This is a genomic window from Arthrobacter sp. 7Tela_A1 (genome assembly GCF_049311065.1).
In the GTDB taxonomy this organism is placed as follows: domain Bacteria; phylum Actinomycetota; class Actinomycetes; order Actinomycetales; family Micrococcaceae; genus Arthrobacter_B.
Genome location: NZ_JAXIOO010000018.1, coordinates 12,848 through 35,965, shown reverse-complemented (window position 1 = coordinate 35,965; position 23,118 = coordinate 12,848). Strand labels below are relative to the sequence as shown.

22 protein-coding genes and 2 riboswitches are annotated in these 23,118 nt (G+C 65.2%); of the genes, 13 read left to right on the top strand and 9 right to left on the bottom strand.

Annotation, left to right across the window (positions count from 1 at the left end):
- Positions 1-23 precede the first annotated feature (23 nt).
- Positions 24-1,151, bottom strand: coding sequence for a phosphoserine transaminase (serC, locus tag TVB01_RS09440; protein ID WP_422455639.1), 1,128 nt, complete (start codon positions 1,149-1,151; stop codon positions 24-26).
- A gap of 231 nt (positions 1,152-1,382) precedes the next feature.
- Here serC and TVB01_RS09435 point away from each other — a divergent pair, with 231 nt between their 5' ends.
- The 8 genes from TVB01_RS09435 (at position 1,383) to TVB01_RS09400 (ending at position 8,065) form a co-directional block, all read left to right on the top strand.
- Positions 1,383-2,096, top strand: coding sequence for a metal-dependent transcriptional regulator (locus TVB01_RS09435; protein ID WP_422455638.1), 714 nt, complete (start codon positions 1,383-1,385; stop codon positions 2,094-2,096).
- A 68-nt stretch (positions 2,097-2,164) separates the two neighbouring features.
- Positions 2,165-2,368: riboswitch (cyclic di-AMP (ydaO/yuaA leader) on the top strand.
- Positions 2,369-2,371: 3 nt separating this feature from the next.
- Positions 2,372-3,136: a M23 family metallopeptidase gene (locus TVB01_RS09430; protein WP_422455637.1), complete on the top strand. Its 765-nt coding sequence runs from the start codon at positions 2,372-2,374 to the stop codon at positions 3,134-3,136.
- A gap of 125 nt (positions 3,137-3,261) precedes the next feature.
- Positions 3,262-3,418, top strand: a riboswitch (cyclic di-AMP (ydaO/yuaA leader).
- A 5-nt stretch (positions 3,419-3,423) separates the two neighbouring features.
- Positions 3,424-4,233, top strand: a complete 810-nt coding sequence (locus TVB01_RS09425) for an NlpC/P60 family protein (protein WP_422455636.1) — start codon at positions 3,424-3,426, stop codon at positions 4,231-4,233.
- A 36-nt stretch (positions 4,234-4,269) separates the two neighbouring features.
- Positions 4,270-5,040, top strand: a complete 771-nt coding sequence (locus TVB01_RS09420; protein WP_422455635.1) for an NlpC/P60 family protein — start codon at positions 4,270-4,272, stop codon at positions 5,038-5,040.
- Positions 5,041-5,303: 263 nt separating this feature from the next.
- Positions 5,304-5,801: an HNH endonuclease gene (locus TVB01_RS09415; RefSeq protein WP_227897556.1), complete on the top strand. Its 498-nt coding sequence runs from the start codon at positions 5,304-5,306 to the stop codon at positions 5,799-5,801.
- A complete protein-coding gene (gene mobA / locus TVB01_RS09410) occupies positions 5,801-6,451 on the top strand; it encodes a molybdenum cofactor guanylyltransferase (RefSeq protein WP_422455634.1) in 651 nt (216 codons plus the stop codon). Before TVB01_RS09415 ends, mobA begins: the two co-directional genes overlap by 1 nt.
- Positions 6,452-6,494: 43 nt before the next feature.
- Complete coding sequence (locus TVB01_RS09405) at positions 6,495-6,776, top strand: DUF6457 domain-containing protein (RefSeq protein ID WP_422455633.1); 282 nt, start codon at positions 6,495-6,497, stop codon at positions 6,774-6,776.
- Positions 6,773-8,065, top strand: coding sequence for a molybdopterin molybdotransferase MoeA (locus TVB01_RS09400; RefSeq protein ID WP_422455632.1), 1,293 nt, complete (start codon positions 6,773-6,775; stop codon positions 8,063-8,065). The genes TVB01_RS09405 and TVB01_RS09400 overlap by 4 nt, the downstream gene beginning before the upstream one ends.
- On the opposite strand, the gene TVB01_RS09395 is transcribed toward TVB01_RS09400, so the two are convergent.
- On the bottom strand, positions 8,016-10,367 hold the full coding sequence (locus TVB01_RS09395; RefSeq protein ID WP_422455631.1) for an FdhF/YdeP family oxidoreductase: 2,352 nt from the start codon (positions 10,365-10,367) through the stop codon (positions 8,016-8,018). The two genes, TVB01_RS09400 and TVB01_RS09395, sit on opposite strands and share 50 nt — an antisense overlap.
- Positions 10,368-10,442: 75 nt before the next feature.
- On the opposite strand from TVB01_RS09395, the gene fdhD reads away from it, so the two are divergent.
- Positions 10,443-11,294, top strand: coding sequence for a formate dehydrogenase accessory sulfurtransferase FdhD (gene fdhD, locus TVB01_RS09390; protein WP_422455630.1), 852 nt, complete (start codon positions 10,443-10,445; stop codon positions 11,292-11,294).
- Here the strand turns inward: fdhD and TVB01_RS09385 are convergent.
- Complete coding sequence (locus TVB01_RS09385) at positions 11,291-12,961, bottom strand: GAF domain-containing sensor histidine kinase (protein WP_422455629.1); 1,671 nt, start codon at positions 12,959-12,961, stop codon at positions 11,291-11,293. The genes fdhD and TVB01_RS09385 overlap by 4 nt on opposite strands.
- Positions 12,962-13,179: 218 nt before the next feature.
- Here TVB01_RS09385 and TVB01_RS09380 point away from each other — a divergent pair, with 218 nt between their 5' ends.
- Complete coding sequence (locus TVB01_RS09380) at positions 13,180-15,063, top strand: ABC transporter ATP-binding protein (RefSeq protein ID WP_422455628.1); 1,884 nt, start codon at positions 13,180-13,182, stop codon at positions 15,061-15,063.
- Here TVB01_RS09380 and TVB01_RS09375 read toward each other — a convergent pair.
- From TVB01_RS09375 to TVB01_RS09350, 6 genes are read right to left on the bottom strand one after another with little or no spacing between them, the layout of a single operon-like run.
- Positions 15,060-15,848 (bottom strand): DeoR/GlpR family DNA-binding transcription regulator, encoded by a 789-nt coding sequence (locus tag TVB01_RS09375; protein ID WP_422455627.1) that lies wholly within the window; start codon positions 15,846-15,848, stop codon positions 15,060-15,062. The genes TVB01_RS09380 and TVB01_RS09375 overlap by 4 nt on opposite strands.
- 6 nt (positions 15,849-15,854) lie before the next feature.
- A complete protein-coding gene (locus TVB01_RS09370; RefSeq protein WP_422455626.1) occupies positions 15,855-16,715 on the bottom strand; it encodes a class II fructose-bisphosphate aldolase in 861 nt (286 codons plus the stop codon).
- Positions 16,712-17,107: a PfkB family carbohydrate kinase gene (locus TVB01_RS09365; RefSeq protein ID WP_422455665.1), complete on the bottom strand. Its 396-nt coding sequence runs from the start codon at positions 17,105-17,107 to the stop codon at positions 16,712-16,714. Before TVB01_RS09365 ends, TVB01_RS09370 begins: the two co-directional genes overlap by 4 nt.
- Positions 17,082-17,690, bottom strand: coding sequence for a 1-phosphofructokinase family hexose kinase (locus TVB01_RS09360; protein WP_422455625.1), 609 nt, complete (start codon positions 17,688-17,690; stop codon positions 17,082-17,084). The genes TVB01_RS09365 and TVB01_RS09360 overlap by 26 nt, the downstream gene beginning before the upstream one ends.
- Positions 17,687-18,628, bottom strand: a complete 942-nt coding sequence (locus tag TVB01_RS09355) for an ROK family protein (RefSeq protein ID WP_422455624.1) — start codon at positions 18,626-18,628, stop codon at positions 17,687-17,689. Before TVB01_RS09355 ends, TVB01_RS09360 begins: the two co-directional genes overlap by 4 nt.
- Positions 18,629-18,635: 7 nt before the next feature.
- Entirely contained in the window at positions 18,636-19,565 is a 930-nt protein-coding gene (locus TVB01_RS09350) for an SIS domain-containing protein (protein WP_422455623.1), read from the bottom strand.
- A 350-nt stretch (positions 19,566-19,915) separates the two neighbouring features.
- On the opposite strand from TVB01_RS09350, the gene TVB01_RS09345 reads away from it, so the two are divergent.
- The 3 genes from TVB01_RS09345 to TVB01_RS09335 all read left to right on the top strand — a co-directional run bounded on the left by TVB01_RS09345 (position 19,916) and on the right by TVB01_RS09335 (position 23,110).
- Positions 19,916-21,148: an extracellular solute-binding protein gene (locus TVB01_RS09345; protein ID WP_422455622.1), complete on the top strand. Its 1,233-nt coding sequence runs from the start codon at positions 19,916-19,918 to the stop codon at positions 21,146-21,148.
- Positions 21,149-21,247: 99 nt separating this feature from the next.
- A complete protein-coding gene (locus TVB01_RS09340; protein WP_422455621.1) occupies positions 21,248-22,201 on the top strand; it encodes a carbohydrate ABC transporter permease in 954 nt (317 codons plus the stop codon).
- Positions 22,202-23,110 carry a carbohydrate ABC transporter permease gene (locus tag TVB01_RS09335; RefSeq protein WP_422455620.1) on the top strand — a complete coding sequence of 303 codons (909 nt, stop codon included), beginning with the start codon at positions 22,202-22,204 and terminating at the stop codon, positions 23,108-23,110.
- Positions 23,111-23,118: the final 8 nt, after the last annotated feature.

Below are 23,118 nucleotides of genomic sequence, written 5' to 3'. Positions count from 1 at the left end.
CCTGTTCGTGCGGCTGCCTGCTGCTAGGAATGCTCGATGACGTAGTCGATGCACTGCAGCAGTGCGCTGACGTCTTCGGGCTCGATCGCCACGAACGTAGCGATGCGCAGCTGGTTGCGGCCCAGCTTGCGGTACGGCTCAACGTCCACCACGCCGTTCGCGCGCAGGGTCTTGGCGATCCCCGCAGCGTCGATCGAATCGTCGAAGTCGATGGTTGCGATCACGTTGGACCGGTCCTCGGCCCGCCCCACAAACGGCGTGGCGACGGAGGATGCTTCGGCCCAGGCGTAAATGCGGCCTGCGGAGTCCGCCGTGCGGGCCGTGGCGAACTTGAGCCCGCCGTTCGAGTTCAGCCACTCCAGCTGGGCGTTCAGCGTCACCAGGGTGGAGAGCGACGGCGTGTTGTACGTCTGGTTCAGGCGTGAGTTGTCGATGGCTGTCTGCAGGTTCAGGAAGTCCGGGATCCAGCGGTCCGATGCATTGATCCGCGCTGCGCGCTCGATGGCGGCAGGAGAGAACATGCCAAGCCAGAGCCCGCCGTCGGACGCGAAGTTCTTTTGCGGTGCGAAGTAATAGACATCCGCCTCCGAGAGATCGACGTCGAGTCCGCCGGCAGCGGACGTCGCATCGATCAGGACCAGGGAATCCTTGTCTGCGCCTTCGACACGGCGGACCGGAGCCGCAACGCCCGTGGACGTCTCATTCTGCGGCCAGGCGTACACGTCGACGCCCGCTTCAGCCTGTGCCTCGGGGCGGGTGCCGGGCTCCGCCTTAATGATGCTGGAGGCAGCCAGGAACGGCGCCTTGTTCGTAGCTGAAGCGAACTTGGATCCGAATTCACCGAAGGAAAGATGCTGTGCCTTGTTCTCAACGAGGCCGAATGATGCAACATCCCAGAACGCCGTGGATCCGCCGACGCCGAGGACTACTTCGTATCCTTCGGGGGCGGAGAACAGCGAGGAGAGTCCCTCCCGGACGCTACCGACCAGGTTCCGGACCGGAGCCTGCCGGTGGGAGGTGCCCAGGAGCTTTGCTCCGGCGCGGGAGAGAGCATCCATCTGTTCGGGGCGGACTTTGGAAGGACCGGCACCGAAACGTCCGTCCTTGGGAAGAAGGTCTGCAGGGATGGTAAGTGCGGTGGTTTCGCCCATTGTTGTATTTGCTCCAAGCGGGTTGGCAGGGTACTTCACGTACATTTCCATTCAACACCCGGCGGCCGTGACGTTCCTATTTGTGACCGGGTGCCCTAAGGTGGCCCGCGGCATGGTGTTTGGGTCCGTTTCGGTGCCATGGGCTAACGTGGAACCGAACCTGCGGCGCGGTCTGCGCCACGCCGGTTTTCCATCCCTTCTCTTCCGCACGAATGCTAGGAGCGGCTGGTCATGACGGACCTCATAGACACAACTGAGATGTATCTTCGAACCATTCTGGAACTCGAAGAGGAGAACATCGTCGCTCTCCGGGCGCGGATTGCCGAGCGACTGCGCCACTCCGGTCCTACCGTCTCCCAGACCATCGGCCGGATGGAACGCGATGGCCTGGTTGTGGTTTCGGGGACCCGTCAGCTGGAGCTGACCGAATTCGGACGCCGGCGGGCAACCGAGGTCATGCGCAAGCACCGGCTGGCTGAGCGGCTGCTGGCCGACGTGATCGGACTGGACTGGGCCTACGTCCACGACGAGGCCTGCCGCTGGGAGCATGTGATGAGCGAACGGGTGGAGCGGCGTCTCTACGACCTGCTGGGACACCCCACAGAGTCGCCCTACGGGAACCCCATTCCGGGCCTGGAGGCTATTGGCGGGCTTCCGTCAGCACGGACCCCCAGCTGTCTGGACCTGGTCTCTGCGGTGGGCTCTGTCCAGCAGGGAGAAGAAATGCTGCTGGAGCGGCTGGCCGAACCGATCCAGGTCGATCCCGAACTGCTGAACCAGCTCGATGAAGCGGGCCTGCGCCCGGGAGCGACCATTACGGCGGAGGTGGTCGGCGGCTATATCTCCGTGCGGGTTCCCGGGATCGAAGGCGCACTGGAACTGCCTGCAGAAGTGGCGTCCCACGTCTTCGTCGCCCAGCCCGTCCGTGATATTCAGGTTCCCTGATAACGGAATGGTATCTTTTCGACTTTTTACCCTATAGTTGCATCTGACTACAGCAACACCACCGCTTACCGGTCCGACAGCCGAACCCTGCCACTGGACCGCAGGTGCAACCGTTCGAAGGCAGGGGCGGAGGACCCAATCACCGGCAGCAGGGCTGCCTTGGGGTGAAGCCTCCGAGCAGCAGGGGATCCTCGCGGATCCCGTGCGTCAGAGGCCGAGTTTTCTCTACTCGAATCCGACAGCTAACTTCGCAGGCTTTGCAGAGAGGGAAACACTTGTCGAAGCATGCAGCTTCGGGCAGGCGCAGAGCCGAAACACCGGCTGCACCGCTGCGCCCACGCTCCACTGACCGGTCAACAGGCCGCCGCCGCGCAGAGCCTGTCCAGCGCCCCCTTGGAGCGTCGGCGCAGAAGCTGGCTATTGGTGCTGCGGCATCGGGTCTGGTCCTGACAGTCGCCCTGCCCACGACGGCAGCTGCCGACATTCCGGCGGAGCAGCCCACGCCGTCCGCGGCACCGGCCGTGTCTGCAGATCCGAACGCCACACTCAGCTTTGACCGGGCGGCGCTCACCAGCAAGTTTGACCCTGACGCCAAGCTCCAGGGGCTCACAGTGGCCGGGGTGGACGTCACCCCCGCCGCTGCCAAGGGCACGCTGGCAACGCCGCTGGAATCCGAACTGGTGCAGACCTCTTCTTTCGGTTACCGGGTCAGCCCGATCACGGGAGCGGCGGGAGAGCTTCATACCGGCCAGGACTTTGCGGCGGCCTGCGGGACCGAGGTCACGGCAGCAGCCAGCGGCACCGTTACTTTTGCCGGGTGGCATGCCTTCGGCGGAGGGAACCGTGTGGTTCTCGACCACGGCAATGGCGTCGAGACGACGTACAACCACCTTTCCGCCATCAGCGTGTCTGTGGGGGATGAAGTCCAGCGCGGCCACTTGGTGGGCGCCAGCGGCAGCACGGGTGCATCAACCGGCTGCCATCTGCATTTCGAAGTAATGGTTAACGGCACTGCTGTCGACCCTCTTGGCTGGTTGTGACCCGCTCAATACACTTTCGTGACCTGAGCGTGACATTTCCCTGATGTTGTTATATTCTCGTCACCGTGCCTGGTTCGCCAAAGACCGGGCACTCTCGAACAGTTCGCCGAGCTCTGCCACTGTCTGAGATCCGTTCGCAAAAATCGCATGGCAGAGGCGGGGGAACCAATTTTGGGTTTCGTAAGAAGCCCTAGGGGTTAAGTTGCTGGACCTAGCAGTCCGCAGCCGGGTGACTCCCATCCGAATCCGACAGCTCACCTCGCAGGCGTTGGGAGAGGCAAATAACTGTGTCATCAAACACGTCCGGACGCCACCGTGCGCCCGCAGCTCAAACCAGCCCGCTTACGGCGCTTTCCAAAGCCGTAACCGCCAACGCAGGATCCGTCGGCCGCCAGGCCGCCGTCGTCGTTGCAGCTTCCGGCCTCGTTCTGGCCGCAGGTATGCCGGCGCAGGCTGCACCGGTCTCCACCGACCGCCAGGCACTGGAATCCACCCCCCTCAACGTTGTGACCTCCAACGGGACCGTCACGGTCTCTGAGCAGGCACCTTTCGATCTTCCGGTTGAGCCCCTTGCCGGCTCGCTTTCCGGCGCTGAGATCCGGGCCGAAATCGCGGCAGCCGAGCTCGCGGCAGCCGAAGAAGCAGCGGCGGCACTCGCCGCCCAGCAGGAAGCCTATGCAGCCCAGCAGGCTGCAGCAGCACCGGCACCGGCTCAGGCCCAGGCCCAGGCCTCCACCGGCGTCACCACCGCTTCCTCCGCTCCGGCTCCGGCCCAGGCTGCTCCCGCCAGCGGCATTGCCGCCGGGCTGGTAGCTTCCGCCTACGGTCAGATCGGCGTCGCGCAGGACTGCACCGCCATGGTCGAGAAGGCCCTGCGGTCGGTCGGCAAGTCCGTTGGCGACCTCGGCCCCTCACAGTTCTTCGCTTTCGGTGCAGTGGTTGGCACTCCGCAGGCAGGCGACCTGGTAATCACCGGCGGCCACGTGGCCATCTACGTCGGCAACGGCCAGGTCATTTCCGGTGGCCTGAACGGCATGAACACCGGCCTGCACTCCCTGTCCGACCTTCCCGGCGCAAGCTTCGTCCGCGTCAGCTGACGCGCGGTTGCCTGAAACTACGGAGAAACACCTTCCATGACCTCGACAACTGAGCGCGCGCGCCACCGGGCTCCCGTCCAGCGCACCAGCACCCTCACCGCCCTGGCCGACGCAGTCAGCACCAACGCCGGCACGATGGGCCGCCAGGCCGCTGTGATTGCCGCAGCCTCGGGCCTGGTACTGACCACCGGCGTCGCAGCAAACGCCGCCGGCGCGGAAACCTCCCGTGACGTGCAGACCAGCAAGCTGGATCTGTCCTCCATCCCTCTTCAGGTCCCTGCTGACGCAGCAGGCCTGGAGCTGAAGCTCGCACAGGTACCCGGCGTCATTGTTGCCGAGCAGCCTGTTGTGGAAGCAGAAATCTCCGTGCAGTCGCAGGAAATCGCTGCTCCCGCAGCGCAGGCCCCGGCACAGGGCACCGGTGCAGCAGCTGCTGCACCCGCCCATGCGGCTCCCGCGGCTCCCGCAGTTGCCTCCGGCGTCGGCGCTACCATCGCGGCTGCTGCCTACGCACAGCTTGGCGTGATGCAGGACTGCACCATGCTGGCAACAAACGCGCTGGCCGCTGCAGGCATCAACTACCACGGGTGGCCGGCCGGCTACCTTTCCCTCGGCCGCACGGTGGGTGCAGCGGAGGCGCTTCCGGGCGACCTGATCTACTACGCCGACGGTGGCATGGGCCTGGCCCACATCGCTGTCTATGTCGGCAACGGCCAAGCCATCCACGGCGGCTTCTTCGGAAACCAGACAGTGGTTGCCCCGGCAGAGCTCGGCTCAGGCGGCGTCTACATCCGCGTTGGCGGCTAGCAGTACCTCTTTCTTGACTTAGCATCACTTTTTGACACAGTCCAGCAAAGGACCTTCCCTCGGGAAGGTCCTTTGCTGGTTTCTGCCCGGCTACCGGTGCGGCCCGCTTGGCGTCCCGCCGTTTCCTTGCCTTTACTGGCCTTTAAATGGCGTGATCGCCTCCTGCGGCTTACTCTTGCAATCAAGATTCGAAGTACCGCGGGGTAAAGGTGGGGCTGTTTCTCCCTCCTGCACCACCGCCGGGCAGGCGAAGAGGAACGTGCATGCGAACCTTGGTTCTGAATGCCGGCTACGAACCGCTGGCTGTCGTAACGTTCAAGCGCGCGCTGGTGCTGGTCCTCACCGGCAAAGCGAGCGTGCTTGCCGAAAGCGGCGATCCGGTCGTTGGCCCCACGGACGTTTTCGGACGGCCCTCCGTGATTCTCCTCAACCGCTACGTGAATATTCCGTACCGGGAGGGGACCGTCGCCACGAGGCGGGGTGTCCTGAGAAGGGACGGGCACTCCTGCGCTTATTGCGGCAAGCAGGCATCCACTGTTGACCACGTAGTGCCGAAGTCCCGCGGGGGAGAAGACAGCTGGGAGAATCTTGTGGCCTGCTGCCTGAGATGCAACAACCACAAAGGGGACAAAACCTTGAACCAGCTCGGATGGAAACTGCGCTTTACTCCCCGGCCGCCCAGGGGCGCCCGGTGGCAAATCCGTGAACTGGAGCAGCCCGCTGCCCAGTGGAATCCCTTCCTCGGCGATACGGCAGCCTAGTGGCGCTGCCGGAACCGCCCCCGCCTGCCTATGACGCCGTCGTCCTGGCCGGTGGGCGATCCTCGCGGCTGGGGGGTGTGCCCAAGGCGGAGCTCGTCCTCGGTGACAGCAGCCTCCTGGAGATCACCCTCGACGCCTCCGCTGGAGCACGGGAAATAGCCGTCGCGGGACCTGACCGGCTGGACTCCATGCTGCTCAGGTACGGGGATGACTGCGTTCGCGTCCGTGAGGATCCTCCGTTCGGAGGTCCGGCGGCGGCAGTCGGGGCCGCCCTCTCGGTCCTGGATCAGCGGTCCGCTGCCCGCGGGGAGCATCAGCCCGAATGGACACTGGTGCTGGCCTGCGACATGCCCGGCGTCGCCCGTGCAGTCCCCGCCCTGCTCGCCGAAGCCGCGCTGGATCCCCGGACCTCCCTCATGGCAGTAGATGCCAGGGGCAAGGCGCAGCCGCTGGTGGCACTGTACCGGAGCGCTGAGCTGCGGCGGTGCGTGGCAGCACGTCCTGAAGGGCTGGAGAATCTGTCAATGTTCAGCCTGCTTGCTAGGGTGCAGTGGAGAGAGGTCGCCGTTCCAGCGGGTAGCACCGCGGACGTGGACACCTGGGATGATGCCGAAAGCTGGGGGATCAGCCCAGGTAACCGCACCGCCTGAAACCTGCTGCTTCCGGTGCTACGCGACGGACAAAGGAGCCACTATGGGAACCCAGCAGCAGCAACTTGAAGATTGGACGCAGCGCCTGCTGCGGTCCTTGGAGCTTGAAGGCACAGAGGTGGACATTGACGCGGTTCTCGACTTGGCCGCAGCAGCAGCCCACAACGTTGTGCGTCCTGCTGCGCCGCTCACCACCTTCGTCGCCGGTCTCGCAGCGGGCCTGGCGGCCGGAAGCGGGCAGGCTGATGAGGCCCTTGCCATGCGGGCAGCCATCCGGGCAGCCCAGCGTGAATGCGACGCCGCAGGGGCAGGGGAACAGAAGTGAACGGAGCCGCGCCCCTCATTCTGCCGCTGCAGCCGAACACCCCCTGGGAACAGGCGCGGAGGGCTTCCCATGCTGCGGCCCGGCCGCTGCCGTTCGAAACGGTTCCGCTGGCTGAAGCACTTGGGCAGACACTCGCCTCCGATGCCGTTGCCCTGCAGCCCGTGCCGCACTATCCGTCGTCCGCCATGGACGGCTGGGCGGTGGCAGGCGCTCCGCCGTGGACGCTTGTGACTGCTGAAGAACCCGAACACGAGCGCTGGCAGATCCACCGGGAATCGGGCCGCCGTCCGCTGCAGCAGGGACAGGCCGTGCCGATCCTGACCGGTGGACTGATCCCCGCCGGGGGAGAAGCAGTCCTGCGGTCCGAAAACGCCGTGCTTCGTCCCGGAGATCCCCAGACACTCATCCCTGGTCCCGGCGCCCGGCCTGATGAACCCCGGCCCGGCGAACACATCCGTCCGGCGGGCGAGGAAGCCGCGGCAGAAGAGACCACGATCCCTGCGGGAACTGTGCTGAACCCTGCCCACATCGCCCTGGCAGCGGTGTGCGGCCATGACACGCTGCCGGTGCTGCGGGCACCGCGGGTTTCGCTGCTGTTCACCGGGGACGAAGTCATTGAATTCGGCCTGCCGGACTCCGGCCAGGTACGTGACACCTTCGGTCCCCAGCTTCCCCAGCTGGTGGAAATGCTCGGAGGGAGGGTTGACGCCGTCCGGCGGCTTCCGGATCGGCTGGAAGACGTCGTCGCGGCACTGAGCACCGATGCCATAGACGAAGCGTCCCTTGCGATGTCCTCCGGCGACGTCCTGGTGACCACCGGCGGCACGGGAACATCAGAGGCGGACCATTTGCGCCGCGCACTGGAGTCTGTCGACGCAGAGCTGCTGATCGACGGTATCGCCATGCGTCCGGGCCACCCCACCCTGCTGGCACGCCTTCCCGACGGCCGGTTTGTGGTCGCCCTGCCGGGTAACCCGCTGGCCGCAATGATGGCAGTCTTCACGGTTCTGGAGCCCCTGCTTGACGGGCTTCGCGGCGCCGCGGCGGCACCGGAGCGCCACGTGCTGGCAGGGGTCAGCATCGACCCGATGCCCGGCAAGACCCGCCTGGTGCCGTGCCGCATCCAGGACGGGCGTGCCATGCCCTCGCAGTACTACCGCTCAGGCATGCTCCGGGGACTGGCCGACGCTGACGCCGTGATGGTGGTTCCCGAAACCGGCTGCAGTCCTGACCAGAGCGTTACTGCGCTGCCGTTGCCGTGGCCGGTGAAGCAGGCTCCAACCGGATAATCACCGATTTCGATGTGGGGGTGCCGCTGACGTCGGCAACGGAGTCCAGCGGCACCAGCACATTGGCCTCCGGGTAGTACGCCGCGGCGCAGCCCACGGGGGTGTTGTAGGCAACCGCACGGAAGCTCTCGGCGCGGCGTTCCACCCCATCCTCGTACTCCGAGACCATGTCCACCAGATCGCCGTCCTTAAGCCCGGCCGCCGCCAGATCGGCGGCATTGACGAAGACGACCCGGCGCCCGCCGTAAATGCCCCGGTAACGGTCATCCTTGGCGTACACCGTGGTGTTGTACTGGTCGTGTGCACGCAGGGTCTGCAGGATCAGGCGGCCCTCGGGCACCTTGGGGTACTGCAGTTCATTCGCCGTGAAGCGGGCCTTGCCGGTGGCAGTGGCAAACTTCCTTCCGTCACGGGGGCCGTTGGGAAGCACAAAACCTCCGCCGCCCCGCTTGATCTTGGCCTCAAAGCCCTCGAACCCGGGAATGACGTTCTCGATGTGCCGGCGGATCACGGAGTAGTCGGCACGGGCAGCCAGCCAGTCCAGCTGCGGCGCATTGTTCCGGAAAGGCGCATTGTTCCCGGTGAAAAGCCGTTCCGCGAGTTCGCAGACGATCGCAACCTCGGAGCGGACCTGAGGGCCGGGCGGGTCCAGCCGCCCCTGGGATGCGTGGACAGCGCTCATCGAGTCTTCCACCGTGACCCGCTGGTCCCCGCCGGCCTGCGTGTCACGGTCGGTACGGCCCAGGGCCGGAAGGATGAGCGCCCTGGTGCCATGGACCAGGTGCGACTTGTTCAGCTTGGTGGACACCTGAACCGTCAGGGCGGTGTTGCGCAGGGCATCCTCCGTGACCAGGGAATCCGGGGTCGCGCGGATGAAGTTGCCGCCCATGGCCATGAATACGCGGACCTTGGAGTCCCGCATGGCACGGATCGCGTTGACGGTATCGAAGCCGTGGCGGCGCGGGGACTGGAACCCGAATTCGTCGTCAAGCCGGTCATGGAAAACTTCGGGCATGCGCTCGAAGATTCCCATGGTGCGGTCGCCCTGGACATTGGAATGTCCGCGCACCGGGCAGACGCCCGCTCCCGGACGGCCGACGTTGCCCTGGAGCAGCAGGACGTTGACGATGTCGCGCAGCATCGGCACGGAATGCTTGTGCTGCGTCAGTCCCATGGCCCAGCACACCACGGTGGATTTCGATGCGATCAGACGGGCGCCGGTGGCTTCGATCTGTGCGCGGGTCAGGCCACTGGCAAAGCAAATCTCGTCCCAGCTGGTCCGCCGGAGTTCGGTGAGGTAGGCGTCCAGCCCGTCTGTGTAGGACTTGATGAAGGCATGGTCGAACACGTTCCCGTGCTCTTCCTCCTGCTCGAGCAGGTATTTGCCGAGTCCCTGGAAGAGCGCCTGGTCCCCGCCCAGGCGGATCTGGAGAAAGTCGTCGGCGAGCTGGGTTCCGCCGCCGAACTTGGTGCCGAGGAGGCCCGACGCCGTCTGCGGGTTGTCGAAACGCAGCAGTCCCGCCTCCGGCAGGGGATTCACCGCGATGATGGTCGCGCCGTTCTTCTTGGCCCGCTCCAGCGCGGTCAGCATGCGGGGGTGGTTGGTGCCCGGGTTCTGGCCGGCCACGATGATCAGGTCCGAACCCTGCACATCGTCCAGGCTGACGGTGCCTTTTCCCACACCCAGGGTTTCGGTCAGCGCCGAACCGGAGGATTCATGGCACATGTTCGAGCAGTCGGGCAGGTTGTTGGTTCCGATGCCCCTGACCATGAGCTGGTAGAGGAATGCGGCCTCGTTGGATGTCCGGCCCGAGGTATAGAACACTGCCTGGTCGGGGGAATCCATGGCGCCGAGTTCCTCCACGACCATGTCGTAGGCAGCGTCCCAGCTGATGGGGCGGTAGTGGGTGTCACCTGCGTCGAGCACCATGGGGTCGGTGAGCCGGCCCTGCTGCCCCAACCAGTAGTCGTCCATCTCCAGCATCTCGGCCACGGAGTGCTCCGCGAAGAACTCCGGCGGAACCCGGCGCTTGGTGGCTTCTTCGGCTACTGCCTTGGCACCGTTCTCGCAGAACTCCGCAGCGTGCCGCTTGTCTCCTTCAGGCCAGGCGCAGCCGGGGCAGTCAAAGCCCTTCTTCTGGTTGACGTTCATCAGGGTCTGCGCGCTGCGGAGCGCACCCATCTGGTCGAAGGAAATACGCAGGGAGTTGATCACGGCGGGAAGGCCGACGGCATGGGTCTTGGGTTCACCTACCCGCAGTTCGGATTCGTCGATTCCGTTCTTCGGAGCCTTGCTTGGCACAGCCACCACGTCCTCGTGTAAGAATTCACCTAGTCTGAAGTGAGGCCAGTCTAAGACTTATTGAGGAGCGATGGGATGGGACGGGTTTCACGGCGTGCCCGAATTACAAGGTTCCGCATCGACGGGACGTCCAGCCAGCGCGACGACGTGCTGGCCGGGGAGGAACCGCTCGAGATCCGTTTCCAGGGCCGTTCCTTCACAGTGACCATGCGGACGCCGGGCGATGACTTTGACCTGGTGGCGGGCTTCCTCGTCTCCGAAGGCGTCATTTGGGAAGCCGGCCAGCTCATATCAATGCGGTACTGCGCCGGCGTCGACGAGGAAGGCCAGCAGACGTTCAACGTCGTGGACGTGCAGCTGCGCCCGGGCACTGCACTGCCGGACACGGGCATGGAGCGCCATGTCTACACCTCCAGCTCCTGCGGCATCTGCGGCACGGCCTCCATTGAAGCAGTGCGAAAGTCCTCCCATTTCGATGTCGCCGGCGACGGCGTGCGGGTACCCCTGGAGGTGCTGGCATCGCTGCCGGACAGGCTGCGGGGGAGCCAGGCGCTCTTCGACAAGACCGGCGGGGTGCATGCGGCCGGACTCTTCACCGCCGAGGGAGAACTGCTGTGCCTCCGCGAGGACGTAGGCAGGCACAACGCCGTCGACAAGGTGGTGGGCTGGGCGCTCCGCAATGGACTGCTGCCGCTGCGCGGCACGGTGCTCCAGGTCTCGGGCAGGGCCTCTTTTGAACTTGTTCAAAAAGCCCAGCTGGCAGGTATTCCGGTCTTGGCGGCAGTCTCGGCGCCGTCCTCCTTGTCGGTCGAACTGGCGCGTGATGCCGGCATGACCCTGGTCGGGTTCAGCCGCGGCAATTCCCTGAACTGTTACTGCTTCCCGGAACGGATCGAAGCGCGGGCACAGGTCCCCGCCGGTTCCTAGCCGCTGGGCAGCAGCACTTCGACGCAGGTCCCCTGGCCCACGGCGGAGTCAATGGTGAGCGTACCTCCGTGCTGGTGGACGATGTCCTGGACGATCGCCAGGCCCAGTCCGGTGCCGGGGATGGCTGCTGCGGTGGCATTGGACGCACGGAAGAACCTTCCGAAGAGCCTGGGCAGGTCTTCTGCGGGAATGCCGATGCCCGTATCGCGGACACAGATGCGCAGCATCGGAGCCTTGCCGTCCGTCACGGGAACGCGGCCGGCCTCAACATGAACCGAGCCGCCGGGCGGCGTGAACTTCACCGCGTTGGACACCAGGTTGCTGAAGACCCGCTCAAGCTGTTCGCGGTCGCCGTCCAGGCGGAACGCCGAATCCGTCTCCTGCAGCGTGAGGCGGATATTCCGGCTCGCAGCAGCGGGAGTCAGGGAAGCGATGACCTGATCCAAAAGGTCGCGCAGGATCAGCTCCTCCACGTCCATCCGGGGTTCCTCCGCGTCTGAGCGGGAAATGGTCAGCAGGTCGCCGATCAGATGGTTCAGACGGCTGGCGTTGCGGCCGACGATTTCTAGCATCTGGGCGATTTCGGGCGAGATCCCGCCGCCTGATCCGTCGAGGATGAGATCCAGGTATCCGGTGATGGATGTCAGGGGGGTGCGCAGTTCATGGTTGATCGTGGCCACGAAGTCGGTTTTCTCCCGGTCCAGCTCGCGCTGGCGGGCCAGGACGGTGCGCTGCGCAGTAATCAGGTGGCCCTGCACCAGTCCGTGGGCGAGGTTGCCGCTGACATGCTGGATCAGGGAAAGCTCCGTGGGAGTCCAGACCCGTTCCGTGTTTTCCCCCGCCAGCCAGATGATGCCGAACGGCCGGTCTCCGTGCCCCAGGGGAACGATGACCGAGGTGCGCAGCCCGGCCTCGCGCGGGGCCGGATGCAGGATCGGATGAGTGTCGCATTCAGGATCCCAGTGGTCCCGGGCAGCCAGCATGCGGCCGTTTTCCCACAGCATTTCCGCTACTTCGATCGCCTGGCCCGGGTCGGGAACCGGAATGGCGGCACGGGTTCCAGGCCGGCTCCAGGACGTCAGCAGCTCCGGCACCCGTTCATCAGGGAAGGTCGTCAGGGCGACGTGGTCGGCCCCGAAGACGCCGCCCAGGCCTGAGACGACGGCATCGGCCATGACGTGGGGATCGTTCGTGGCACGGACCGCAGCGGAAATAACACGCGCCTTGCCGCGCAGGAGGTTGTTAACCTCCCGGCGGCGGCGCACGGCCAGGGACTCGGCCCGGATCAGCGCCGCGCGGTAGGAAAGTTCGTTGCCGGCCAGAGGGCTCAGCACAAAGTCAGTGATGCCGCGACGCACCATGTCCTCCACGTCAAGGAGCTCACCCGTAGTGATGAGAATGACAGGGGGACTGGAGCCGTCAGTGCCGGGGAGCAGCCAGCTGCGCAGGTCCGGTCCTGCGGCCTCCACCGTGGCCGTATCGACGACAGCGAGCACGGGAAGCGGAGCGTCAGGGACGCTGCCGGAGGAAACCGGACGGAGCCGGGCGAGTGAAAGCGCTTCTTCCACTGCGCAGCGCAGTGCCGTGTCACTGACGGCAACCAGGGCCGGCAGGTCTTCGCCGGGGCTGTCGGTAGACAGCCCCTCGTGGGTCGGCGCCGTGGGCATAGCGGCCCTTTCACTCTGTGTTCCCGGCTGTGTGCGGGCGGTTTGAGTGTATCCCAGCGCCGTGCCTTATCCGTGGTACAGGACACATCGTTACCTGTGTCCCCTCCGGCCGCTTCCGCGCCCGGGAATGACCCGGAAGCGGCTGCGGTTATGAACGGCAGGCAGAGGGACTCCGTCGCTTAAGCTGGTAGGTACCGCCACGTAAGGAAGTTAGACGCATGAGCATGGAAGGTGCTGCCTGGAGTTCGCTGCATAAAATCTCCACGGCCAAAGGCACGGACAAGAAGATCTCCCGCGAGACGCTGAAGCGGATTCTCGGGTTTGCAGCCCCTTACCGGAGGCAGCTGATTGGCTTCCTGGCGCTGTCTACGCTCGGAGCGTTCCTCGCCGTAGCCACTCCGGTCCTTGCCGGTGAGGTTGTCAATGCCATCGTGGCCCAGACCTCCCTGGAGACCGTCATCTGGCTGGCGGCGCTGATTGCCGCAGTGGCAATCGCGGATGCCGGGGTTTCCCTGGCGACCCGCTGGTTCTCCTCCCGGATCGGCGAGCAGGTCATCCTCGACCTGCGGACCGCCGTCTTTGACCACGTCCAGCGCATGCCGATTGCCTTCTTCACCCGGACCCGCACGGGCGCGCTGGTCAGCCGCCTGAACAATGACGTCATCGGCGCCCAGCAGGCTTTCAGCGGCACGCTCTCCGGCGTGGTGAGCAACGTCGTCGCACTGGTCCTGACACTCATTGTCATGCTCAATACGTCCTGGCAGGTGACCGTGCTGGCCATGCTGCTGCTCCCGGTGTTCCTGGTGCCGGCCCGGCGGATGGGCGGACGGCTTGCCGCGCTCCGGCGCGAGGCCGCCAACCACAACGCCTCCATGGGCACCCAGATGACCGAGCGGTTCTCCGCCCCCGGGGCCACCCTGGTGAAGCTCTTCGGCCGGCCCGAAGCGGAATCCACGGAGTTCGCCGTCCGTGCCGCACGGGTCCGGGACATTGGCGTAAAGACAGCCATGATGCAGTCCATTTTCGTGACGGCACTGACCCTGGTTTCCGCGCTCGCACTGGCCCTGGTGTACGGGCTGGGCGGCTACTTTGCCCTGACCGGCACCCTGAACACAGGCGACGTCGTGACCCTGGCACTGCTGCTCACGCGGCTTTACGCACCGCTGACCTCACTGGCGAATGCCCGGGTGGAAATCATGAGCGCCGTCGTGAGCTTTGAACGCGTCTTCGAGATCCTGGACCTCAAGCCGCTGATCCGGGAGAAGGAAGAGACCGCTCCGGTCCCCGCCGGCCCGCTGGGCGTGGAGTTCGACAACGTGAGATTCGCCTACCCCACGGCGGACAAAGTCTCCCTGGCCTCCCTGGAAGACGTGGCGGTCCTGGACAGCCGCGGCGGAGAAGAAGTGCTCCACGGAGTGTCCTTCAGGGTTGAGCCCGGCCAGACGGTGGCGCTGGTGGGCAGTTCCGGTGCCGGCAAGTCAACGATCGCGCAGTTGCTCTCCCGCCTGTACGACGTCGATTCGGGGGCTGTCCGCTTCTCCGGCACCGACGTGCGGGACCTGAGCTTTGAAGGCATGCGTTCGGCGCTTGGCATGGTGACGCAGGACGGGCACCTTTTCCACGAGACGATCCGTTCCAACCTGCTGCTGGCGAACCCCGAAGCCTCCGAAGAAGAGATCTGGGATGCCCTGCGCCGTGCACGGCTCGAAAACCTGATCCGGTCGCTGCCGGACGGCCTGGAGACCATGGTCGGGGAGCGGGGCTACCGGCTCTCGGGCGGCGAACGCCAGCGCATGACCATCGCCCGGCTGCTGCTGGCCCAGCCCCGCGTCGTCATCCTCGATGAAGCGACCGCCGCACTGGACTCCACTTCTGAGGCAGCGGTCCAGGCAGCCCTTACCGAAGCGCTCGAAGGCCGTACCGCCGTCGTGATTGCGCACCGCCTCTCCACCATCCGCAACGCGGATCGCATCCTGGTGATCGAGGACGGCCAGATTGTCGAGCAGGGGACGCACACGGAACTGCTGGCGGCCCGGGGCCGCTACGCCGAACTGCACAACACCCAGTTCGCGTCAGGCGAGCCTGCGTCCGTGGCGGACTAGGCTCCGGCGACGATCACCTTGGTGCCGGCGGCTTCGAAGGCGGCTTTTTCCTCTGCAGAGATCCCCGAGTCCGTAATCAGGTTGCTGAAATCGAAGCCGCTGAGCGTGGCGAAACTGCGGGCACCGATCTTCGACGAATCGGCGACTACGTACGTTTGGGAGGCGCGCCGGGACATCAGTGCATTCACGGCGGCTTCGGCTTCGTCATGGATGGTCGGCCCCACCTCCGGGTCCAGGCCGTTCACCCCGACAAAGGCAAGGTCCAGCGCAACCCGCTGCAGGATGGTGTCCGTGTACGGTCCCACCAGCTCATAGGAACGCGGATTGACGACGCCGCCGGTCACCATGACGCGGATATTCGGCCTGACGACCAACTGGGCAGCAATGTTAATGGCATTGGTGACAACCGTCAGCGTCGGCTTGCTGGAGGTCTCCATGAGGTCCCGGCGCATGCCGAGCGCGTGGGCGATGGCCGTGCTGGTGGTTCCGCCGCAGAGGCCGATCACGGCGCCCTTGGGCACCAGGGCGCTGGCGGCCTGGGCAATTGCCTGTTTTTGGGCGGCATGGTCGTCGCGGGCGTACCGGGAGGGGAGATCGTAGGCAACCGCGTCCATCCTGGCTCCGCCCCGGGTACGGGTGAGCAGCCGCTGCGCGGCGAGGGCATCAAGATCCCGTCGTGCCGTGGCGGGAGAAACCTCCAGCTGCGTGACGATGTCCTCCACCAGGACCTGGCCCTGCGCAGCAAGCAGATCGAGGATTGCGTTGAGCCGCTCTGTCTTTTCCATGGGTTCCTAGTCTTCGCCGGGGCAGTGGCACCCATGGAGCGAGAAGAGCCTCAGCAACCGGCCTGCCTCCGGTGCCAGAGCCTCCCGGCCCGCGCGGAGGTACTTCCGTGAATCCACCAGGGACGGGTCCTGTTCGAGCGCCCCGCGGACCGCACGGGTGAAGAAGCTGTTCAAATGGGTGGAAACATTTATCTTAGTCATCCCCGCCCGAATGGCTGCGACGAGCATGGCGTCGCTCACACCGGAGGATCCGTGCAGGACCAGCGGAACGTCCAGGGTCCTGCGCAGCTCGGCAATCAGGTCCAGGTCCAGGGCCGCGGACCGGTCGGTCATGGCATGGGAGGACCCGACGGCGACCGCCAGGGCATCGACTCCCGTTGACAGGACAAAGTCCACGGCTTCGAACGGGTCGGTGCGGATTCCGGGGGCGTGCGCGCCGTCCTTGCCGCCGATTTCCCCGAGCTCCGCCTCCACGAAGACGCCTGTTGCCTCGGCATGCTTCACCACGCGTGCTGTGGCGGCAACGTTCTCGCTGTAGGGCAGGCGCGCTGCGTCGAACATGACGGACCCGAATCCCAGCTCAATGGCGCTGTGCACCAGTGTTTCGTCCTCGGCATGGTCCAAATGCAGTGCTACGGGGACGGAGGCAGCTGATGCCACGGACCGGCAGGCCAAAGCCAGCGGTTCCAGGGCCCCGTGGTACGCGGAGCAGTTTTCCGAGATCTGCAGGATGACCGGCAGCCCTGCTTCCTCCGCTCCCAGAACGATCGCCTCGGCTGTTTCAAGGTGCAGGACGTTGAAGGCGCCTATGCCTGTTCCGGCCGCAGCGGCGTCCTGAACCAGCGTGCGGGTAGGTGTGAGGCTCATGCGTTTTCCTCCTGCGTCAGGGCCGCGCCCCGGGTGACCCGATGTACCTGCACTTCGTCCGCGAAGGAGGCATAGCTCGGGGATATTTCCCCGGCAGCCGGCATCAGGACGGCGGCTGCCGACCAGGCCGCCGCGGCACGCAGCCAGGTGGCCGGATCCCCGTTTCCCGATGCCAGTTGGACGGCAACGGCCGCTACGGCGGCGTCGCCGGCTCCGGTGGGGTTTCCCGGCAGGCTGCGGCCCAGGGATGCGGTGTAAAAGGCGTCCGGCTCCTCCGCGGTAAAAAGCCACATCCCCTCAGCGCCAGCGCTGACGAGGACGTTCCGGGCTCCGGCCCGAAGGAGCGCTGCCGCCCCGGCGGAGACATCAGGCTGCCCGGTTGCCTCCGCCAGTTCCTCGCGGTTGGGTTTGAGCAGGAAGGCGCCCGCGGCCCGCGGCGCCCCGGGGGGGGGGGCCGGAGGTGTCGATGATGCACGGCAGCCCGGACGCGTTGCCGAGCCGGACGAGCCGGGCGAAAAAATCAGGGGGAGCCTGCGGCGGGAGACTGCCCGCACCGACCAGGCAGGCTGTGTGGGGGAGTTCGGCTTCGACAGCCCCCAGCAGGTCCTCTCCTTCCCCTGGTGAGAGCGGGAATCCTGTCTCGTTGAAGATGCTCGTCAGCCCGCTCGCGTCATCAACGAAGGCCATGCTTCGCCGGGTGGGCGCGGCGGAGTCCACGAGAACGTGGGGCAGGCCGGAAGACTCCAGTTCGGCCCGGAAGATCTTCCCTGCCGGACCGCCGGAGGGCGCGACCGCCAGCGCCCGATAGCCGAGCTGGTGCGCCACGCGGGCAGCGTTGACGCCTTTGCCTCCGGCCCGGGCCAGCGGCGTCGGCACCCGGTGGGTGCTTCCGGGTACCAGGGCCGGAACGGAGTACGTCTCATCGAGTGCGGGATTCGGGGTCAGCGTGAGGACCGTGCCAAGAACCCTGGTCATGCGGTTGCCGCCAGCAGGTCGCGGGCGCGGAGCGCGGCCCCCGTCAGACCGGCATCCTGTCCAAGGACCGAGCTGAGCAGCCGCGGACGGCGGTGGAAGGAGAGCCGGGAATCAACCAGCCGTGCCACCGGTTCCAGCAGCGCGCTGCCGGCTTGGGACAGCCCGCCGCCGAAGATGACCGCTTCGCTGCCCAGCACGGCGGTCATCGAGGCGACAACAGCGGCGAGGGCCTCGATCGCCTCGTTCCAGATCCTGCCGGCGTCGGCGTTCCCGGCATCAGCCGCAGCCAGGACCTCCCGGGCACCGGAGACCGGTACGCCGGTGAGCTCTGTGTAGCGGCGGGCAATGGCACCTGCCGAAGCGACGGTTTCCAGGCAGCCCGAGGCACCGCATGCGCAGCGGATGCCGCCGGCCACCGGCGCGTGGCCGATTTCGCCGGCAAACCCGCCGCCCTGGACACGCCGGCCGTCGCAGAACAGGGCCCCGGCGATCCCCGTTCCGATGACCATGACGACGGCATCCCGCAGTCCGCGTCCGGCGCCGAGCCGCATTTCCGCCTCACCGGCCAGCCCGACGTCATGTCCGAAAGCGACCGGGAGTCCGGTTGCCTCCTCGACATTGCGGGAAAACGGATAGTTCCGCCAGCCGAGGTTCGTGGAGAGAATGCCGACGCCGGATTCCTCGTCGACGAGTCCCGGAACCGCCAAGCCGATGGACCGGACGGGTACGCTGCCTGCCTGCTCCTGGTAATCCACCAGAAGCCGGGCGACCTCTTCGACAACCAGGTCGCCCGGACGCCGGGCGTCGCGGGGCGTGGAGAGCCGCCTCAAGCCGTGGAATACGCCTGAGCCGTCCTGCAGGGCGACCTTTATGTCGGTACCGCCGACATCAAGGGCGAGGACGAGTCCGTTCCCGTCCCGGGGAACCAAGGGGAGCATTGGATTCCTAGTCGTCCAGGATGACGGAGCGGGTCAGGTTGCGGGGACTGTCGGGGTTCAGCCCAGCTGCCAAGGCCCTTTCCAGCGCCACTTTGTGGACCCGGACGAGTTCGGCCAGCGGATGCCGGTCTGCGGCTTCGAACCGGGCGCCCGCAGCTCGAACATCATCGCCGAGTCCGGCGGGCTCCGGAGCCAGGAGCCAGGTGACCCTTCCGGGTGCAGCTATCGCAATCGGACCGTGGCGGTATTCCATGGCGGGATACGATTCCGTCCATTCCTGGGCTGCTTCCCGCATTTTGAGGGCTGCCTCGTGGGCCAGGCCGACGGTCCAGCCCCGGCCGAGGAAAGTAAACTGTCCGGCCTCGAGCAGTGGCGTGGGAGTGCTTTCCTCCAGGACCCTGCGGGCATCGGCGACCGCGTCCGAGAGATCCCAGCCGAGGGAGGAAAGCAGGTAGCAAAGCGCTGCCGTGGCGAAGCGGGTTTGGACAACCGATGTCTCGTCGGCGTAGGGCAGCGCAATGACGGCGTCGGCCAGTTCGGCGGCAGGCGTTCCCGTTGCTCCCAGCACAAGGGCCGTCCGGGTTCCGGTGCCGCGGAGGCTGGACATGAGGTCCAGGATTTCGCTGGTGGTCCCGGAGCGCGTGATGGCAACTACGGCGTCGTATCCCCGCGCGGGAAGGCAGGCGGCTTCGGATGCGGCAAAGGCGTCGGTGATTCCGTGGCCTGCTGCTTCACGCGCAGAGGCGAAGGCCTGGGCCATGAACCAGGAGGTACCGCACCCCACCACGGCCACTTTCGCTCCACGGTCCGGGAGCAGCCGCTCGGCGCTTGCCTGACGGATCGCGCGTTCCCAGATCCCGGGCTGGGACTGGAGTTCTTCGCGCATCCACTGCCCGGGAAGAGTGGCGGCGGATGCTGTGGTCGCAGATTCGGGCATTTACGGATGTGCTCCTTTTCGAAGGATGCGCCTCGCTCCCGTGGCGCGCGATTACTTCATGGTGCATGTTGATTGCTTTGGATGTCCAGCGATCATTAAAAATCATTGAAGTTTGGAGCCTGGTTCGGTCCGCACGTCAGCCAATCCGCATGTTTCGGGAAGGTGAAACTTTTTCCACCCTCTTGACTCCCTGCCCCGGGCAGGAAATTATGTGGCATCTGCTTGCTTGCTTGTGATTGCGAACAGGTGGAAAAAGTCATGTCTTGTCACTTGCGATGCGCAACCCGTACCGCTCACCGATCTGGCGGGTGGCAGTTGCCCTACCGGTCCATCACTTGAAAGAGGATTCAATGAAGAGAAAACTCCCCCTGGGCCTCATTGCGGCCGTAGCTGCCGGCACCCTGGCAGTCTCCTCCTGCGGCTTCGGCGGGGGAGGGGACAGCGAAGACGGCGGCACCACCCTCAACCTGCTGGTGCCCACGTATTCCGACGGCACCAAGGCCCTGTGGGAGGGTGTCATCGAGGAATTCGAGGCAGCCAATGAGGACATCGACATCAATCTCCAGGTCGAGTCCTGGGAGAACCTTGAATCAGTCCTGCAGACCAAGATCCAGGCAGGCGAAGCTCCTGACATTTACAACGGCGGTGCTTTCTCCGCCTTCGCGGAAGAGGGACTGCTCTACTCCGCTGCGGATGTTGCCTCCGAGGAGACAATCGCCGACTTCCAGGAATCGTTCGCGGAGAATGAAGCGCTGGACGGCACCCAGTACGGCCTGCCGCTGATCGCTTCGGTACGTGCGCTCTTCTACAACCAGGACCTGTTCGACGCAGCCGGCGTCGAGGCGCCGCCCACCACCTGGGATGAGCTGCACGAGGCCGCGAAGAAGATCTCGGCGACGGGAACCCCCGGATACGGCATGCCGCTGGGGTCCGAAGAAGCCCAGGGCGAGAGCCTGATCTGGTTTGCAGGCAACGGCGGCGGCTTCGGCGACGAGTCGGAGATCACCGTCAGCAGCGCCGAAAACGTCGAAGCGGCAGAGTTCATGAAAAAGATGATCACCGACGGCGTCACGCAGCCGGACCCCGGCGCCACCCAGCGCACCCCCATGCTGAACGTCTTCGCGCAGGGCCAGATCGGCATGGCCTACGCCCTTCCGCAGACTGTGGGACAGATTGAGGAAGCGAATCCTGACCTCAACTACGGTGTCACCAGTGTTCCGACGAACACGGGTGAGCCGTCTACCCTTGGCGTCGCTGACCGTCTCATGGCGTTCAAGAACGACGACACCAAGGCCGAGGCCATCACCGCTTTCATGGACTTCTTCTTTGCCGAGGACCAGTACGTGAACTGGGTTCAGACGGAGGGCTTCCTTCCTACGACGAAGAGCGGATCCGAGGCGATGGCGTCGGATGAAACCCTGAAGCCCTTCCTCGAGATGCTGCCCAGCGCCAAGTTCTACCCGACGACGAACCCGGCGTGGAACGCCACCGACGGTGCTTTCAAGTCCCTGATGGGCCAGCTGGAAGACCAGGACGCGGCTACGGTCCTGGAACAGATCCAGTCCAAGGCGGACGCTTCCTAAGAATAGATACAGCAGAACGGATACAGCAGCACAGACGCAGCAGCAGGGGCCGGTCCGCACGCCGGGCCGGCCCCTCAGCCCGAGAACGGTAGCCAGACAATGAGCATACTGACCACACCGCGGACATCGGTTCCGGGACGGAAACCCGCCAAACCGCCGAGACTGCGGAAGAAGGGGCAGAGGTCCCGGGACATCCTGGCAGCCCTGCCCTGGATAGGCCCTGTGCTGCTGCTGATATTCGGCGTGGTGGTCTTTCCCGCCGGTTACATGATCTACAGCTCGACGCGGAAGATCAGCCAGGCAGGCACCAACGTCGAAGGGGTGGGCCTGGCAAACTTTGCCACGATCTTCAGCGATCCCAACCTTCCCCGTATCCTGCTCAATACCGTCGTGTGGGTAGTTGTCGTCGTGAGCTTGACCGTGCTGATCTCCCTCGCCTTGGCAAACTTCCTTAACAAGCCATTCCCCGGTCGGACACTGGTGCGTATGGCCGTCGTCGTGCCGTGGGCCGCCAGCGTCGTCATGACCACCACAGTGTTCTACTACGGCTTGGACCGGGATTACGGAATCATCAATAAGTTCATGGTGGACATCGGGTTGATGGACAGCCCTTACGGCTTCACCAAGAACGTTGCCTCGGCCCTTGCGGCAGCGATCATCGTGGGTGTCTTTGTTTCCCTTCCGTTCACCACGTACACCCTGCTGGCCGGATTCCAGGCCATCCCCGGTGACACCCTGGAAGCAGCGAAAATGGACGGCGCAGGACCCGCCAAGACGTTCTTCAGTGTTGTCCTGCCGCAGCTGCGCGGTGCCCTGGCCGTTTCGGTGCTGATCAACATCATCAACGTCTTCAACAACCTGCCGATCCTGCGGATCATGACGGGTTCCATTCCCGGCTACAACGCGGACACCTTGATGACCTACATCTTCAAAGTGCTTCAGTTTGAGCGTCGCCTCGACATTGCCAGCGCGCTCAGCGTGGTCAATTTCGCCGTCGTGCTCGTGATCGTCGCGGTCTACGTCAAAGTCATCAAGCCCACGAAGGAGGCCTAGATGGCCGCCACCGCGCCCGTTCCCGTTGACCTGAAGGCACCGCTGAAGCTCCGGACACGCGGCAACAGCAGCGCCGAAAACAGCCCGCGCCGGATGGGCCTGCGCTCGGCCGTCGGGGCCGTCATTGCGCTCGTATTCCTGACGCCCTACCTGATCATGCTGGTCGGTTCACTGAAGACCCGGTCCGAAATCCTTGCTGTGCCCCCGGCCTACTTTCCCCAGGACGGACTGCAGTTCGGCAACTACGCCTCCATGTGGGACACACCTGAAACGCCGCTGACCTTCAATTTGATGTCCACGATCATCATCGCCGTGTGTTCGACCATCCTGGTCCTGCTGGTGGCTACCCCGGCCGCGTATTACACGGCACGCTTCCGCTTTCCGGGACGGATGGCCTTCCTTTTCCTGGTGATCATCACCCAGATGCTCCAGCCCGCTGTCCTGACCGCCGGGTTGTTCCGGCAAATGCTGTGGCTCGACCTGAATGACACGTGGATTGCCATGATCCTGATCAACGCCGCCTTCAACCTCTGCTTCGCGCTGTGGATCATGCACAGTTTCTTCGCCGCCATTCCCAAGGAAATCGACGAGGCTGCTCAGATCGACGGGGCAGGGCGGCTGAGGGTGCTGTTCAGCGTGAACCTCCCGCTGGTGTGGCCCGGCATTGTCACCGCTGTGATCTTTACCTTCGTGTCGGCGTGGAACGAGTTCGCCGCCAGCCTGGTCATCATGTCGACGGCGGAGAACCAGCCGCTCTCAGTGGCGCTGACGAAGTTTATAGGCCAGTACGCCACCAGCTGGCAGTACGTCTTCGGAGTCTCAATCGTCGCGATCGTCCCCGTGATCATTCTCTTCGCAGTCATTGAGAAACGGCTCATCGGCGGCCTGACCGCCGGCGCCGTCAAATAGCCGGGAGG

What these genes read in the sequence shown, in the direction of transcription:
- TVB01_RS09375 (WP_422455627.1), bottom strand. Translation starts at nt 15,848, where the DNA reads ATGGAAAAGACAGAGCGGCTCAACGCAATCCTCGATCTGCTTGCTGCG.
- TVB01_RS09350 (WP_422455623.1), bottom strand. Translation starts at nt 19,565, where the DNA reads ATGCCCGAATCTGCGACCACAGCATCCGCCGCCACTCTTCCCGGGCAG.
- TVB01_RS09370 (WP_422455626.1), bottom strand. Translation starts at nt 16,715, where the DNA reads ATGAGCCTCACACCTACCCGCACGCTGGTTCAGGACGCCGCTGCGGCC.
- TVB01_RS09360 (WP_422455625.1), bottom strand. Translation starts at nt 17,690, where the DNA reads ATGACCAGGGTTCTTGGCACGGTCCTCACGCTGACCCCGAATCCCGCA.
- TVB01_RS09385 (WP_422455629.1), bottom strand. Translation starts at nt 12,961, where the DNA reads ATGCCCACGGCGCCGACCCACGAGGGGCTGTCTACCGACAGCCCCGGC.
- TVB01_RS09345 (WP_422455622.1), top strand. Translation starts at nt 19,916, where the DNA reads ATGAAGAGAAAACTCCCCCTGGGCCTCATTGCGGCCGTAGCTGCCGGC.
- serC (WP_422455639.1), bottom strand. Translation starts at nt 1,151, where the DNA reads ATGGGCGAAACCACCGCACTTACCATCCCTGCAGACCTTCTTCCCAAG.
- TVB01_RS09405 (WP_422455633.1), top strand. Translation starts at nt 6,495, where the DNA reads ATGGGAACCCAGCAGCAGCAACTTGAAGATTGGACGCAGCGCCTGCTG.
- fdhD (WP_422455630.1), top strand. Translation starts at nt 10,443, where the DNA reads ATGGGACGGGTTTCACGGCGTGCCCGAATTACAAGGTTCCGCATCGAC.
- TVB01_RS09415 (WP_227897556.1), top strand. Translation starts at nt 5,304, where the DNA reads ATGCGAACCTTGGTTCTGAATGCCGGCTACGAACCGCTGGCTGTCGTA.
- TVB01_RS09435 (WP_422455638.1), top strand. Translation starts at nt 1,383, where the DNA reads ATGACGGACCTCATAGACACAACTGAGATGTATCTTCGAACCATTCTG.
- TVB01_RS09355 (WP_422455624.1), bottom strand. Translation starts at nt 18,628, where the DNA reads ATGCTCCCCTTGGTTCCCCGGGACGGGAACGGACTCGTCCTCGCCCTT.
- TVB01_RS09380 (WP_422455628.1), top strand. Translation starts at nt 13,180, where the DNA reads ATGAGCATGGAAGGTGCTGCCTGGAGTTCGCTGCATAAAATCTCCACG.
- TVB01_RS09335 (WP_422455620.1), top strand. Translation starts at nt 22,202, where the DNA reads ATGGCCGCCACCGCGCCCGTTCCCGTTGACCTGAAGGCACCGCTGAAG.
- TVB01_RS09420 (WP_422455635.1), top strand. Translation starts at nt 4,270, where the DNA reads ATGACCTCGACAACTGAGCGCGCGCGCCACCGGGCTCCCGTCCAGCGC.
- TVB01_RS09340 (WP_422455621.1), top strand. Translation starts at nt 21,248, where the DNA reads ATGAGCATACTGACCACACCGCGGACATCGGTTCCGGGACGGAAACCC.